The 14,771-nt window shown below is 72.1% G+C and carries 9 protein-coding genes and 1 tRNA gene; 7 read left to right on the plus strand and 3 right to left on the minus strand.

The window, feature by feature from the left end:
• Positions 1-29 precede the first annotated feature (29 nt).
• Positions 30-1,748, plus strand: a complete 1,719-nt coding sequence (locus tag DEJ23_RS08410) for an ATP-dependent helicase (protein WP_375342268.1) — start codon at positions 30-32, stop codon at positions 1,746-1,748.
• Here the strand turns inward: DEJ23_RS08410 and DEJ23_RS08415 are convergent.
• Together DEJ23_RS08415 and DEJ23_RS08420 are read right to left on the minus strand one after the other, a co-directional pair.
• The gene (locus tag DEJ23_RS08415; RefSeq protein WP_111239819.1) at positions 1,639-2,496 is read right to left on the minus strand and encodes a TOMM precursor leader peptide-binding protein; all 858 of its coding nucleotides are present in this window, start codon (positions 2,494-2,496) and stop codon (positions 1,639-1,641) included. The genes DEJ23_RS08410 and DEJ23_RS08415 overlap by 110 nt on opposite strands.
• A 60-nt stretch (positions 2,497-2,556) precedes the next feature.
• Positions 2,557-3,951, minus strand: coding sequence for a zinc-dependent metalloprotease (locus DEJ23_RS08420; protein WP_111239820.1), 1,395 nt, complete (start codon positions 3,949-3,951; stop codon positions 2,557-2,559).
• Positions 3,952-4,077: 126 nt separating this feature from the next.
• On the opposite strand from DEJ23_RS08420, the gene DEJ23_RS08425 reads away from it, so the two are divergent.
• From DEJ23_RS08425 to DEJ23_RS08440, 4 genes are all read left to right on the plus strand, one after another.
• A complete protein-coding gene (locus DEJ23_RS08425; RefSeq protein WP_111239821.1) occupies positions 4,078-5,187 on the plus strand; it encodes a PDZ domain-containing protein in 1,110 nt (369 codons plus the stop codon).
• Between the two features lie 261 nt (positions 5,188-5,448).
• Positions 5,449-8,475 carry a UPF0182 family protein gene (locus tag DEJ23_RS08430; protein WP_181429189.1) on the plus strand — a complete coding sequence of 1,009 codons (3,027 nt, stop codon included), beginning with the start codon at positions 5,449-5,451 and terminating at the stop codon, positions 8,473-8,475.
• Positions 8,476-8,538: 63 nt separating this feature from the next.
• Positions 8,539-8,615: transfer RNA gene (locus DEJ23_RS08435), tRNA-Met, on the plus strand.
• A gap of 80 nt (positions 8,616-8,695) precedes the next feature.
• Positions 8,696-9,511 (plus strand): carbon-nitrogen hydrolase family protein, encoded by an 816-nt coding sequence (locus tag DEJ23_RS08440; protein WP_111239822.1) that lies wholly within the window; start codon positions 8,696-8,698, stop codon positions 9,509-9,511.
• A gap of 555 nt (positions 9,512-10,066) precedes the next feature.
• Here the strand turns inward: DEJ23_RS08440 and DEJ23_RS08450 are convergent.
• Complete coding sequence (locus tag DEJ23_RS08450) at positions 10,067-11,269, minus strand: aminotransferase class I/II-fold pyridoxal phosphate-dependent enzyme (RefSeq protein WP_111239824.1); 1,203 nt, start codon at positions 11,267-11,269, stop codon at positions 10,067-10,069.
• Between the two features lie 211 nt (positions 11,270-11,480).
• On the opposite strand from DEJ23_RS08450, the gene DEJ23_RS15925 reads away from it, so the two are divergent.
• Positions 11,481-13,514, plus strand: a complete 2,034-nt coding sequence (locus DEJ23_RS15925; RefSeq protein WP_258375366.1) for a S1C family serine protease — start codon at positions 11,481-11,483, stop codon at positions 13,512-13,514.
• 204 nt (positions 13,515-13,718) lie between these two features.
• Positions 13,719-14,762: a glycosyltransferase family 2 protein gene (locus tag DEJ23_RS08460; protein ID WP_111239825.1), complete on the plus strand. Its 1,044-nt coding sequence runs from the start codon at positions 13,719-13,721 to the stop codon at positions 14,760-14,762.
• The last annotated feature ends 9 nt before the right edge of the window (positions 14,763-14,771 follow it).

Below are 14,771 nucleotides of genomic sequence, written 5' to 3' on the forward strand. Positions count from 1 at the left end.
TGTCCGCCGCCGGGCCCACGCCGGATCCGGTGCGTCCGCCGGCACCGGACGAACTGCTCGCGGTGCTCGACGCCGAGCAGCAGACCGTCGCGCGCACGCTCCTGGGACCCGTCGCCGTGCTCGCCGGAGCGGGCACCGGGAAGACCCGCGCGATCACCCACCGGATCGCGTACGGCGTCGCGACGGGCACCTACTCGCCGAACCACGTCCTGGCGCTGACCTTCACCACGCGGGCAGCAGGGGAGCTCCGCTCCCGGCTGCGCGCGCTCGGCGCCGGCACCGTGCAGGCGCGCACGTTCCACGCGGCGGCGATGGCGCAGCTCAGCTACTTCTGGCCGGACACCGTCGGCGGGCACGCCCCCCGCATCGTCGAGTCGAAGGGGCGCGTGATCGCGCACGCGGCCGACACCGTCGGGATCCACGTCGACACCCCGGTCCTCCGCGACCTGGCCGCGGAGGTCGAGTGGCGCAAGGTGCAGATGCTGACCTACGACGAGTACGAGGCAGCCGCCGCCGACCGGGTGATGCCCCGGGACACGCCGCCCCGCCGCGTGGTCGACCTCATGCGCGCCTACGAGCAGCTCAAGGACGACCGTCGGCAGCTCGACTTCGAGGACGTCCTGCTCGCCACCCTGGGCATGGTCGAGTCCGAGCCCCGCGTGGCCTCGTACGTCCGGCAGCAGTACCGGTTCTTCGTCGTCGACGAGTACCAGGACGTCTCACCCGTGCAGCACGACCTGCTCCGCGCGTGGCTCGGCGGCCGTGACGACGTGTGCGTGGTCGGCGACGCCAGCCAGACGATCTACTCGTTCGCGGGGGCGTCGAGCCGGTACCTGCTCGGCTTCGGCTCGGAGTTCCCGCGCGGCTCCGTCCTGCGGCTCGAGCGGAACTACCGGTCGACGCGCGAGGTCGTGCACGCCGCGAACACGCTGATGCGCGGGCAGCCCGGAGCACTCGACCTGGTGGCACAGTCGACCGAGCCGGGCCCGGAGCCCGAGGTCCTGGCGTGCGTGCACGACGGGGACGAGGCACAGACCGTCGCCCGGCGGATCGGTGCGCTCGTGACCGGCGGCGCGGCCTTCGGCGACTGCGCCGTGCTCTTCCGCGTCGGTGCACAGTCCGCCGCGCTCGAGTCCGCGCTCGGCCGCGCCGGGATCCCCTACCGCGTGCAGGGCGGGGCACGCTTCTTCGACCGGCCCGAGGTGAAGCTCGCCGTGCACCACATGCGCGGTGAGGCGGTCCGGCAGACCGACGACGAGCTCACCCGCCGGGTCGGGCTGGTGCTCCAGCTGAGCGGCTGGACCCCCACCCCGCCGGACGGCACGGGCGCGGTCCGCGACCAGTGGGAAGCGCTCCAGGCCATCATGGGCCTGGCCGAGGCGGCACCCGCGGGCACGACCATGCAGCAGTTCACGCAGGACCTGGTCGACCGCGCGGCGACCCACCACGAACCGGAGCTCGACGCGGTCACCCTCGCCACGCTGCACTCGTCCAAGGGTCTGGAGTGGCCGCACGTCGTGGTCGTCGGCGCGGCCGAGGGGCTGCTGCCGATCTCGCACGCCACGACCGACGCCGAGGTCGACGAGGAGCGTCGGCTGTTCTACGTGGGCCTGACCCGTGCGCGTCGCTCGGTGACGGTCACGTGGTCGCGACAGGGTTCCACGCGAGGGGGCGCCCGGGCCCCGAGCCGCTTCCTGGCAGCGCTCGACACGCACAGCGCGGGTGCGGGGTCACCGGCAGCAGACTGACGGTGAGGTCGTCGCGCTCGAAGACGACCTGCTCCGACCCCGGCTGCTGGGAGGTGCGCGGCAGGCGCTGCACGACCATCCGGGTGGCCGCCGACGCGATCGCGGCGAGCCGCCAGGGAGAGAGCGGTGCCGCCGGACGACCCCACACCTGGGCGGCGAGCGTCGGCCACGCGGGGTCGTCGTCGACCCGGGCGTACTCGACGCACTGCAGGCAGGGGCCGGCTCCGGGCACGACGACGGGCCCGAGGCGGACCCGACCGTCCCCGACGACGAGCGCCAGGTGCGGTGTGCCCCTCCGGGTCCACGCCGAACGCAGCGCGGGATCGACGACGTGCTCGGCCACGACCACCGCGATCACCGGCGGCGGTTCGGGCAGCACGACCGGGCCACCGCGGGGAGCCGTGCTCCGGGCGACGGTGACCCCCTCGCCGGACAGCATGTCGGCGACGCTGTCGGCGAGGGGCCCTGCGCCGTGCACCTCGACCCGGGCGAGCGGTTCCGGCAGGACCTCGACGACGGCGGGGGAGGCGTCGCCCAGGACCCGCGCGGCGACCGCTGGCCGGCACCCGGTCGTGTCGGCCAGCGCGGTCAGCGCATCGCGGCTCGTCTCACGGCGCAGCGCGCAGAGGAAGCGTTCCTCGGCGACGGTCGGCACCGGGACCACGGCACGCGGCGGGTCGACGCCGAGCTGCACGGTCCCCGGGTCGCGCCAGACGAACTCGAGCGTGGGGTCGATGCGGATGCCCATGTCCCCACCGTGACGGAACGGCCGGTCCCGTGCGGGCCGGCCGTCACCATCTGTGGAGAACTACTTCGAGGGGGCGTCCCCGTCGGTGGACCCGTCCTCCTCGATGCCGCCGCTCTCGTCCTCACGCGGGCGATCGCCCGTGGCGTCGTTGAGCAGGTCCTCGAGGGCCTTGTCGAACGCGTCGTCCTCCGCCGAGCGGCCGGGGTTGCGCAGCCGGAGCACGAAGGCGTCCGGGTCGTCGACGTCCTCCGAGGTCGGCACGGCGTCGAAGTGCGACCACAGGGCGTCGCGCTCCTCGGCTCCGAGCTCCTCGGTGACGCGCTGCCACAGCGCCGCGGCCTCGCGCAGGCGGCGGGGCCGGAGCTCGAGTCCCACGAGCGTCGCGAACGCGGACTCCGCGGGACCGCCCGAGGCGCGACGGCGACGGACCATCTCGGCGATGGCCTCGGACTTCGGCAGGCGCACGGTGGCTGCGGCCGTGACGGTGTCGACCCAGCCCTCGACGAGCGCGAGGACCGTCTCGAGACGGCCGAGCGCCGCCTCCTGCTCGGGCGTGCGCGGGGGGATGAGCGCGCCCGACGCCAGTGCGTCGCGGAGCTGCTCCTGGTTCGTCGGGTCGATCTCCGACGCGAGCTCCTCGACCCGGTCGAACGGGATGTGGATGCCCCGGGCGTAGTCGGTGATCGACGAGATGATGTGCAGCCGGAGCCAGCGCGCCGACCGGAAGAGCCGTGCGTGCGCCAGTTCCCGGACGGCCAGGTAGATGCGGACCTCGTCCTCGGGCACGTCGAGGCCCTCGGCGAACTCGGCGACGTTCTGCGGCAGCAGGGCCGCGACCTGCTCGTCCAGCAGCGGGACGCCGACGTCGCCGCCGGACACGACCTCCTTCGACAGCTGCCCGACGACCTGGCCGAGCTGGATCGCGAACAGGGCGCCGCCGACGCCGCGCATCGCCTTCGAGACGTCGCCGAGCATCGCCTTGAGCTGCTCCGGCGCACGCTGCTCGATGGCCTCGGTGAGGGCGTTCGAGATGCTGAGCGCCACCGGCTCCGCGATCTGTGCCCAGACCGGTGTCGTCGCCTTCGCCCACTGCTCCCGCGTGTACAGGCTGGGCGTGGCGGTGAGCTCGGGGACACTCGTCGCCTCGTCGAGCCAGAGCGCGGCGACCTGGAACGCCTGGTCGCTCGCCTGCGAGGTCGCCGGGTCCACGGGGTGGCCGCCGTCGCGCGCGATCGCCGTGGCACGCTCGGCCGCGACCGAGAAGTCGATGCCGTCGCCGCCCGACTGGGCGGCCCGCTGGAGCTGGCTCATGAGGTTCGCGACGAAGGCCGGGTCGTTCGGCAGCCCGGCCGCGCCCGCGAGCTGCGACGGGTCGATCTGCCCCTCTCCGGAGAGCAGCTTGCGCAGCATCTCCTGGAAGTCGTCGTCCGGCCCCGGCTGCGGTTGATCAGGCATGACGACTACGCTAATCGCTGCTCACGGGGCCGCGCCTGGGATGCCCCCGTGGGGACGCCAGGACCGCTGCGCCGAGGGCGAACAGCCCGCCGCAGCGCGGGCGCACAGCCCCGTGGAAGGACGCCCGTGACCCTCTTCGCCCCCGCGCCCCGTCGCCGTTCCCGCTCGCGCACCGTCGGGTGGGCGTTCGTCATCGGGGCCGTGGTGCTCGGGCTCCTGGCGAGCTTCCTGCCGAGCCCGTACCTGATCGAGGTACCCGGCCCGGTCTACAACACGATCGGCACGCAGCGGCAGGGGCAGGGCGAGGACGCGAAGGACGTCGAGCTCATCCAGATCGAGGGGGAGCGGACCTACCCGACGGCCGGCGCGCTCGACATGCTCACCGTCGGCATCCAGGGCGACGCCACGAACCGGCCGTCGTGGACGAGCGTCGTCCGCGCGCTGTTCTCGGAGTCGGAGGCGGTCATCCCCGCCAGCGCGATCTACCCGGAGGGCACCACCACCGAGCAGGTCAGCGAACGGGACGAGGCCGACATGCGGTCCTCGCAGCAGTCGGCCGTCGCCGCGGCGCTCATCCACCAGGGCTACGACCTGCCGACCGAGCTCCGCGTCGGCAGCGTGCAGGACGGTTCCGCCGCGGACGGGAGGATCCGCGAGGGCGACGTGATCACCGCGTTCGACGGCGAGCAGCTGACGGAGAACGTCGACGCCGGGTCCCTGCGCGCGGCGGTCGCGGAGCACGGCACCTCGTCGCCGGCGACGGTCACGCTGCTGCGGGACGGCGAGCGTGAAGAGGTCGAGGTCACCCCGCGTGACGAGCAGGGGACGGCGCTCCTCGGCGTCGGCGTGACCGAGCGGTACGAGTTCCCCTTCGAGGTGAAGATCGCGCTGCAGGACGTCGGGGGCCCGTCGGCGGGCATGATGTTCGCGCTCGGGATCATCGACGAGCTGACGCCGGGGAAGCTCAACGGCGGGAAGCACGTCGCCGGCACCGGGACCATCACCGCGGACGGCGAGGTCGGCCCGATCGGCGGGATCCGCCAGAAGCTGTACGGCGCGAAGGACGCGGGCGCGACGGTGTTCCTCGCCCCCGCTGACAACTGCGACGAGGTCGTCGGTCACGTGCCGGACGGGCTCGACGTGTACGAGGTCGCCACGCTCGACCAGGCGGTCACCGACCTGCAGACCATCGCCGCCGGGAAGAGCACCGCCGGACTGGCGCGCTGCGGGTCGTGACGCGCTCGCGCCGACCCGGTCACGCGCGGGTGGTGACGCGCGCGCTCGTCGTGGTCCGCGCCTCCCGTCCCACCGGTCGGGAGGCATGACGCGCCTTCCTGAGTCCCCGTACAGTTTCGCTGTCGGTCCGGACCAATAGGATCGGTGCACTGACGGCCCGCCGCGCCGGGCCGCCGGTCCGACACGTCTGGAGCACAACAAGTGACGACAACCTCGTCCACCTCGGGCACTGCTGGGCGGCGTTCGCCGCGGGTCCCGATCGTGGTCACGATCATCGTGCTGGCCGCACTGGTGATCGGCTTCTTCATCTTCGCCAGCCTGTACACCGACTACGCGTGGTTCGCGCAGCTCGGCTTCCAGCAGGTCCTCACGACCCGCTGGATCGCCGGGACGCTCATGTTCGTCGCCGGGTTCCTCGGGATGGCCGTGCCGGTGTACGTGAGCATCGCGCTCGCGTTCCGGTTCCGTCCGGTGTACGCGAAGCTCAACTCGCAGCTCGACCGCTACCAACAGGTCATCGAGCCGCTGCGCCGTGCCGTCATGGTCGGCATCCCGGTCGTGCTCGGCCTCTTCGCCGGCCTGGCCACCGCCGGGCGGTGGAGCATGGTGCTCGAGTACTTCAACCGGACGCCGTTCGGCAGGAAGGACCCGCAGTTCGGTCTCGACATCGGGTTCTACGTCTTCGAGCTGCCGTTCTGGCGCTCGGTCGTCGCCTACGCGTCGGCCGTGGTGCTCATCGCCGGCATCGCCGCGCTGGCTGCCACGTACCTGTACGGAGCCCTGCGCTTCGGCGGGCGCGAGGTCCGCATCTCGCGTGCCGCGCGCATCCAGCTCGCCGTGACGGCCGCCGTCTACGTCGCACTGCAGGCGGTCAGCCTCTGGCTCGACCAGTACGCGGCGCTGACGAAGGACAACCCGCTCATCACCGGTGCGCAGTACACCGACGTGAACGCGGTGATCCCCGGCCGCGAGATCATGGCCGGCATCGCGGCCATCGTCGCGATCCTGTTCGTCGTCACGGCGGTCATCGGCCGCTGGCGCATCTCGATCGTGGGCACCGGCCTGCTGCTCGTCGCCGCGATCGTCATCGGCGGCATCTACCCCTGGATCATCCAGCGCATCCAGGTGAAGCCGTCGGAGCGCACCTACGAGTCGGCGTTCATCGAGCGGAACATCGAGGCCACGCGCGATGCGTACGGCGTGAGCGGTGTCGAGGAGCAGAACTACGACGCCACGACCGAGGCCAGCTCCGGTGCGCTCGCGCAGGACGCGCAGACCACGGCGAACATCCGTCTGATCGACCCGAAGATCGTCTCCGACACCTTCAGCCAGCTGCAGCAGTACCGGCAGTACTACAAGTTCCCGAGTGAGCTCGACGTTGACCGCTACGACATCGACGGTCAGACCGAGGACACCGTGCTCGCGGTCCGCGACATCGACCTCGACGGCCTCAGCGCGCAGGCGAACACGCAGTACAACCGCACGTTCGTCTACACGCACGGCTTCGGCGTCACCGCCGCCTACGGCAACCAGCGCGCGAGCGACGGCAAGCCGGTGTTCCTCGAGTCGGGCATCCCGTCGAACGGGAAGCTCGGCGACTACCAGGAGCGCGTCTACTTCGGTGAGACCTCGCCGCCGTACTCGATCGTCGGTGGTCCCGAGGACGCGAAGAACATCGAGCTCGACTACCCGGCCGGGTCGGACGACAGCGACGGCGGCAACGCCACCACCACGTACCAGGGCGACGGCGGGCCGAGCCTCGGCAACTTCTTCAACCGCCTGGTCTACGCGGCGAAGTTCCAGTCCGAGCAGATCCTGCTGTCGGACGCGGTGAACAGCGACTCGCAGATCCTGTACGACCGCGACCCGATCCAGCGTGTGCAGAAGGTCGCGCCGTACCTGAAGCTCGACAGCGACGCCTACCCGGCGATCGTCGACCACCGCATCCAGTGGATCGTCGACGGTTACACGACGAGTGACGCCTACCCGTACTCGCAGAGCCAGAGCCTGTCCGACACCGTCGCCGGCACCGAGTCGTCGACGTTCCGGACCGACCAGGTGAACTACATCCGCAACTCGGTGAAGGCCACCGTCGACGCGTACACCGGCAAGGTGACCCTCTACGCCTGGGACACCGAGGACCCGGTGCTCAAGACGTGGCAGAAGATCTTCCCGACGTCGACCGAGCCCGTCTCCCAGATGAGCGCGGAGCTGCTCGACCACGTGCGGTACCCCACCGACCTGTTCAAGGTGCAGCGGTCCATCCTCGGCACGTACCACGTGACCAACGCGAACTCGTTCTACTCGGGCGACGACGCGTGGAACACGCCGCAGGAGACCACGACGGGCACGAACGACTCCGACACGACGAACGACACCGCGTCGCAGACGACCACGAACGCGCTCGGCACCAGGACCACGGCGTCCCAGGGGAACCTGCAGGACCCGTACTACCTGACGATGAAGGTGCCGGGGCAGGACACCGCGTACTCGCTGTACACGACCTACATCCCGCAGCAGTCGGCCGGGGCGAACAACCGCAACGTGCTCACCGGGTACCTGGCCGTCGACTCGGACGCCGGTGGTGCGGGCAAGGGCGAGAAGGCGTCGAACTACGGCAAGCTCACCCTGCTGACGATGCCGAAGACCGACAACATCCCGGGCCCGGCGCAGGTGCAGAGCCTGTTCAACGGTGACACCAACGTGTCGCAGGAGCTGAACATCCTGAAGCGGGGCAACTCGACGGTGAAGCAGGGCAACCTGCTGACCCTGCCCGTCGGCGGCGGGTTCCTCTACGTGCAGCCCGTGTACGTGCAGTCCACGTCGAGCGGCTCGTACCCGCTGCTGCAGAAGGTGCTCGTGGCCTTCGGGGACAAGATCGCGTTCGAGGACACGTTGGACGAGGCCCTCAACAGCCTGTTCGACGGAGACTCCGGCGCGGCTGCCGGTGACCAGGGCGCTTCGAACGGCTCCGGCTCCTCGGGCTCCGGGTCGTCCGACTCGGACGCCGGGTCGTCCGACTCGGGCTCGTCGGAGTCCGGTTCCGGGTCCTCGGACTCGGGGTCCTCGTCCGGGGACTCCGGGTCGTCGACCGGCGGCTCGGGCTCCGGTGGTTCGTCGAGCGGCACGGACAACGAGGCGCTGCAGAACGCCCTCGCCGATGCGAAGGAGGCGCTCGCGGACCGGCAGGAGGCCTACGCGGACAACGACCTGGTCGCCGCGGCCGAGGCGGACCAGCGCCTGCAGGACGCCATCCAGGCCGCCACCGAGGCCGAGAACGGCAACTGACACGCCGTGGCGGGGCGCTCGATTTGTGTCCCGCCACGGGCGTGTGTAGGCTGTATGACGTGCCGCGGGGTGGAGCAGTTCGGTAGCTCGCTGGGCTCATAACCCAGAGGTCGTAGGTTCAAATCCTGCCCCCGCAACCAAGCGTCACGTGAAGGCCCCGGTCCGTTCGGACCGGGGCCTTCGTCGTGTACGGAACTCGCTGCGCGGCTACGCTCGCCCCATGCCAACCCTGACCGTCGCCGCCGCCCAGTTCGCCCCCGTCGACGACGCCGCCGCGAACCTCGAGACCGTCCGCGTCGCCGCCCGGGACGCGGCCGTCCGTGGAGCCGACCTGCTCGTGACGCCCGAGTACACCTCGTACTTCGCCGCCGACCTCGACGAGCGGTTCGTCGCAGCTGCCGAACCGTTGGAGGGGCCGTTCGTCAGCGGCCTGCGCGAGATCGCACGGACGGACGCCATCGCCCTCGTCGTGGGCGTCGCCGAGACCGCGGACTCGTCGGGGCGGTTCCGGAACACCCTCGTCGCCGTCCTGCCCGACGGCTCGCTCGCAGCCACCTACCGCAAGGTGCACCTCTACGACGCCTTCGGGTCGAAGGAGTCGGACCGCATCGAGTCCGGCGAGGTCGACCAGCTCCCGGTGTTCGACCTCAGGGGCGTCCGTGTCGGACTCGAGACCTGCTACGACCTGCGCTTCCCGGAGGTGACGCGTCGCCTGGCGGCACCGGAGAGCGGTGCCGCCGACGTCGTCGTCCTACCCGCCGAGTGGGTCCGGGGTCCGGGCAAGGAGCACCACTGGAGGACGCTCCTGACCGCCCGTGCCATCGAGAACACCGTGTGGGTGGTGGGTGTCGGGCAGACGGGGCCGGTCGGCATCGGGGGATCGGTCGTCGTCGATCCGAGCGGAGTGGCGGTCGCGGCTGCCGGTGCCGCCCCGGGCACGTTGCTCGCGACCATCGACACCGCGACGACGGACGCGGTCCGAGCCGTCAACCCCTCGCTGTCGCTCCGCCGGTTCGACGTGCACCCCCGCACCTGACGGGACCGCCGTCCGTCCACCCGATCCCCGAGCACGCCGCCGACCCGTCCGGACCTGCGCGCGTGCCCGTGCCCGAGCCCGAGCCCGCGCTCGTGCCCGCCCGCGCCCGCGCCTGCCCGCGCCCGCGCCTGCCCGCGCCCGCGTCTGCCCGCGCCCGCGCCTGCCGGCACGCGGTCCCCGGAGGTCGCGCTCGACACCGCCGAGGCTCGGTCCCTGGCGATCGCGCTCGCGCTGTCCCGAACGGGCGGAATCGGTGGACCGGCCGCGTCTCGCGGACCGGATACGCCCGCTCGCGAAGCGCCGGACGGAGCCTGCGGTGCCGTCGCATCCGACGCTCGGGGGCTCGTCATCGATCGAGGGGCGGGATCACCGACGAGTGCGACCTCGGTCTGCGCGTTCCACGGCGGTACGAGCGGGCGGAAGGTGCGGGCGGCGTGCGACGGGCACGACAGGAACCGCCCGCTCGCGGAGGGGGTGACTGGGCCCGGTGCGGCGCGGTGCGAGGCGCGGCGAGCGGGGCCGACGGGGCGGGGGAGGGCGCGCCTCCCGGCCGGGTCAGTGCGCGGGAGTGAGCGCGGCCAGCCGGGTCGCAGCCTCGCTGAGCACGCTGCGCCGCTTGCAGAACGCGAACCGGATCAACGACCGGTAGCCCGCCGCGTGGTCGGGCCGGACGAACGCGGAGACCGGGACACCGACGACGCCGGCGAGGGCGGGCAGCGCGAGGCAGAACTCGCGGGCGTCCTCGTGGCCGAGCGGCGCGGCGTCGGCGATGACGAAGTAGCCACCGTCCGGCCGGAGGACGTCGAAGCCGGCGGAACGCAGTCCGGCTGCGAGCAGGTCGTGCTTCGCCGAGAGGTCCTGCGCGATGCCGTGGAAGACCTCGTCCGGGAGCCGGAGTCCGGCGGCGATCGCGGGCTGGAACGGCGCCCCGTTGACGAAGGTGAGGTACTGCTTGACGGAGACGATCGCCTCGACCAGCGGGGCGGGGGCGGTGAGCCAGCCGACCTTCCATCCCGTGGTGCTGAAGGTCTTGCCCGCGCTCGAGATCGTCACGGTCCGGTCTGCGGCTCCCGGCAGCGTCGCGATCGGGACGTGCGGCACGTCGAAGGTCAGGTGCTCGTAGACCTCGTCCGTGACGACCAGCGCGTCGTGGCGCTCCGCGAGTTCCAGGACGGTGGCGAGCACCTCGCGGGGGAGCACCCGCCCGGTCGGGTTGTGCGGCGTGTTGACGAGCACGACGCGGGTGCGGTCCGAGAACGCGGCGCGGAGGGTGTCCTCGTCGGGGAGGAAGTCCGGCGCCGTGAGCGGCACGGTGACGTGGATGCCGCCAGCGAGGCGGATCAGCGCGCCGTAGGCGTCGTAGAACGGTTCGAAGGTGACGACCTCGTCGCCCGGCTCGACGAACGCGAGGAGCGTCGCGGCGAGGGCCTCGGTGGCGCCGGCGGTGACCAGGACCTCGCGGTCGGGGTCGACGGTCGAGCCGTACCAGTGCTCCTGGTGTTCGGCGACGGCGGCGCGGAGCTCCGGCGTGCCGCGACCCGGCGGGTACTGGTTCACGCCGCGGCGGATCGCGTCGACGGCGGCGTCGAGGACCGCGGCGGGCCCGTCCTCGTCGGGGAAGCCCTGGCCGAGGTTGATCGCCCCGGTCGCGGCGGCGAGCGCGCTCATCTCGGCGAAGACGGTCGGTGCGGGGACGCCGTCCGGGCCGAGCAGCATGGCTCCCTCGGCGGCTCGGAGCCAGGGTCCGGTGCGGTGCATGTGGTCCTCCGGTACGTCGACGGCCTGCGGGACCCCAACCTAGTGGGCGTCCCGATCACGGTGCGCAGGAGGAGGACCGGCAGGAGCAACGCGTCCGAGAGTGCTTCCACAGGCGACGCATAAGATCGCCATAGGCCGCTTGCAGCCCCAGCAGGAGCACCGCCCAGGTGGGTCCGGAAGACTGCAGGAGCTTGAGAGGAGCACGTCCAGCATGACCGACACCACGCCACACGGCCAGGGCGACGAGAACCGCCCCGAGGACACCGACCACCGGGCCGCAGCCGAGGACGCCACGCGCGGCACCTCGGGCGAGGGCGCGTCGACGCCGGACGCCTCCGGAACGCCGACCGACCGTCACACGGATCCCGACCACACCGACGTGATCGACCACGCCCGCGGGGGAGAGACGGACGTCATCCCGTCCGCGAACCCGACGGACCGGTACACGGCTCCGTACCCGACGTACGCGCAGCACGCGGGCGGTGATGGTCGGAGCCCGTACGGTTCGGACAACGACCACCACGGCCGGGCGAGCACGTACGGCCAGACCAGCACGTCCGGCCAGGGCGGCCACAGCCAGTACGGCCAGAGCCAGTACGGGCAGAGCCAGTACGGCCAGGGCCAGAGATACGGCCAGGACCAGTACGGCTCCGGCCAGGGCGGCGGCCAGTACGGCCAGGGCAGCAGTCAGTACGGCCAGGGCAGCAATCAGTACGGCCAGGGCGGCAGCCAGTACGGCCAGGGCGGCAGCCAGTACGGCCAGAGCAGCACCCAGTACGGCCAGGGCGGCGGCCAGTACGGGCAGGACCAGAGCGGCGCCGGCCAGCAGCCCCGTCACGGCGAGTACGCCCAGGGCGGAGCGACGTACGGCTCGCAGTACGCCTCGTCGCAGTACGGCACGGACCAGAGCACGTCGTACCCCGGCTCCGCCCAGGCTCCGTCGTCCGCCAGCGCCTTCGGCGACGTCGACGGCTCGAACCAGCGCAACGGCCACTACTTCGGCAGCGCCGCCACGGGTGCCGCAGCCGGTACGGGCACGGGCACGTCCGCCCGCACGAAGGACGGTCGCGGCAAGCTCGTGCTCCCCGTCGTCGCGGGCCTCGTGCTCGCGGGTCTCGTCGGCGGCGGCGCCGGTTGGGCAGCGGGCGCATCGCAGGCCGACGGTGGCACCGTCGTCGGTTCGAGCTCGTCGCAGAGCGGCGGCAACCTGACGGTCAACGACTACAACAACGCCACCGTCGTCACCGCCGTCGCCGCGCAGGCCACGCCGTCCGTCGTGACGATCAACGTCTCCGCCGGGTCCGCGGGCGGGACCGGCTCGGGCGTCTTCTTCACCAAGGACGGCTACATCGTCACGAACACCCACGTGGTGACCCTCGACGGCGACAGCGGGAACGGCACCATCACCGTGACGACGGCCGACGGCAAGATCTACCCGGCGAAGCTCGTCGGCACGGACCCGACCGTCGACCTCGCCGTCATCAAGATCGACGCGGACGACACGAAGCCGATCTCCTTCGCCGACTCGTCCGACCTCAACGTCGGTGACACGGCGGTCGCGATCGGTGCGCCGCTCGGTCTGTCCAACACCGTGACGGACGGCATCGTGTCGACCCTGAACCGGAGCATCCAGGTCGCATCGAGCGCCCCGAGCCAGGGCGGCGACCCGAACGAGGGCGGCGACGGCAGCAGCCCCTTCGAGTTCCCGGGCAACGGTGGGTCGACGAACACGACGGTGTCGCTCCCGGTCATCCAGACCGACGCCTCGATCAACCCCGGCAACTCGGGCGGGGCGCTGCTCGACTCCAAGGGCAAGCTCATCGGCATCAACGTCGCCATCGCGAGCGCCGGCAGCTCGCAGTCGTCGGACGCGCAGTCCGGCAGCATCGGCGTCGGCTTCGCGATCCCGTCGAACCTGGTGCAGCGGGTCGCGAACGAGATCCGCGAGGACGGCTCCGCGACGCACGGTCTGCTCGGCGCGACCGTCGGGGACGCCTCCGAGGACGCCAGCGCCACGCAGGTGGGTGCACTCATCAAGTCGGTGGTGTCCGGGGGCGCGGCCGCCGACGCCGGTCTCCGGAGGGGCGACGTGGTCACCAAGATCGGTTCGGCGACGGTCGCCGACGCGACCGACCTGACCGCGCAGGTGCGCTTCTTCGCGGGCGGCGCGAAGACGACGATCACCTACGTCCGTGACGGGCAGACCCGCGAGACCGACGTGACCCTCGGCACCTACAAGAGCTGACGCAGGACGGGACGGACGGGAGGCGCGGTGCCGGCTGGCACCGCGCCTCCCGTCCGTCCCGTGGAGGCGTCGCGCGTGCCGTCGGGGCCCCGCGAGGCGTGACGCAGGTGGGCGGTCCGGCCGCTTGATAGGCTCATGGCTGCTCTCCGGGGCGGTGCCGTCCGAGGTGCGCCCCGCGCACCTGACGACGACCCCGAGGACCGCATGCAGACTGACGGACAGCCCCTGCCCGGGGTCTCGTACGTGATGCCGGTGCTCAACGAGGTGACCGAGGTCCGCGCTGCGGTCTCGAGCCTGCTCGAGCAGGACTACGACGGCCCGTTCGAGGTGATCCTCGCCCTCGGTCCGTCGATCGACGGCACCAACGAGCTCGTCGCGGAGATGAGCGCCGCGGACCCGCGCGTCCGAGCCATCGACAACCCGGTCGGGTCGACGCCCGCCGGCTTGAACGTCGCGATCCGGGCGTCCGTGCACCCCGTCGTCATCCGGGTCGATGCGCACTCGGTGCTGCCCCCGGACTACACGCGGGTCGCCGTCCGCGTGCTGCTCGAGTCCGGCGCGGACAACGTCGGCGGGATCATGCACGCCGAGGGACGGACGCCGTTCGAACGCGCCGTCGCACTGGCGTACGGCAGCCGCGTCGGCCTCGGCGGCACGCCGCACCACGTGGGCGGCAAGGCCGGCCCGGCAGAGACCGCGTACCTCGGGGTGTTCCGACGGGAGCGCCTGTTCGAGGTCGGCCTGTTCGACGAGGGCATCAAGCGCGGGCAGGACTGGGAGCTGAACCGGCGGCTCCGGCAGACCGGCGGCACGGTGTGGTTCACGCCCGAGCTCGTCGTGACGTACCGTCCGCGGCCGAGCCTCCGGCGTCTCGTCCGGCAGTTCGTCGCCACGGGCCTCTGGCGGGGTGAGCTCGCCCGCCGGTTCCCCGCGAACAACGGACTGCGGTACTTCGTGCCGCCCGCGATGGTCGCTGCGATGGCCCTCGGCATCGTCGCGGGACTCGTCGGCATCGTCGGTGCCGTGCTCGGGTCGCCCGTCGCGTGGTCGCTGGTGGGCTTCGCCGTGCCGGCCGTCTACCTCGTCTTCGTCGTGCTCGGCGCCGTCCTCGTGGCGCGGCGCTCCGGCCTGGCCACCCTGCTCTGGTTGATCGTCGTGCTGCCCTGCATCCACGTCGGCTGGGGCATCGGCTTCATCATCGGGTTCCTCACCCGGACCTCCGACCTGACCACGCACACGGGACGGTGACCTGACCCC

The sequence above is a fragment of the Curtobacterium sp. MCSS17_008 genome (assembly GCF_003234185.1).
GTDB lineage: Bacteria > Actinomycetota > Actinomycetes > Actinomycetales > Microbacteriaceae > Curtobacterium.

Excerpts from the sequence above, each read along its gene's own strand:
- DEJ23_RS08415 (WP_111239819.1), bottom strand. The coding sequence starts at position 2,496 with ATGGGCATCCGCATCGACCCCACGCTCGAGTTCGTCTGGCGCGACCCG.
- DEJ23_RS08420 (WP_111239820.1), bottom strand. The coding sequence starts at position 3,951 with ATGCCTGATCAACCGCAGCCGGGGCCGGACGACGACTTCCAGGAGATG.
- DEJ23_RS08440 (WP_111239822.1), top strand. The coding sequence starts at position 8,696 with ATGCCAACCCTGACCGTCGCCGCCGCCCAGTTCGCCCCCGTCGACGAC.
- DEJ23_RS08450 (WP_111239824.1), bottom strand. The coding sequence starts at position 11,269 with ATGCACCGCACCGGACCCTGGCTCCGAGCCGCCGAGGGAGCCATGCTG.
- DEJ23_RS15925 (WP_258375366.1), top strand. The coding sequence starts at position 11,481 with ATGACCGACACCACGCCACACGGCCAGGGCGACGAGAACCGCCCCGAG.
- DEJ23_RS08460 (WP_111239825.1), top strand. The coding sequence starts at position 13,719 with ATGCAGACTGACGGACAGCCCCTGCCCGGGGTCTCGTACGTGATGCCG.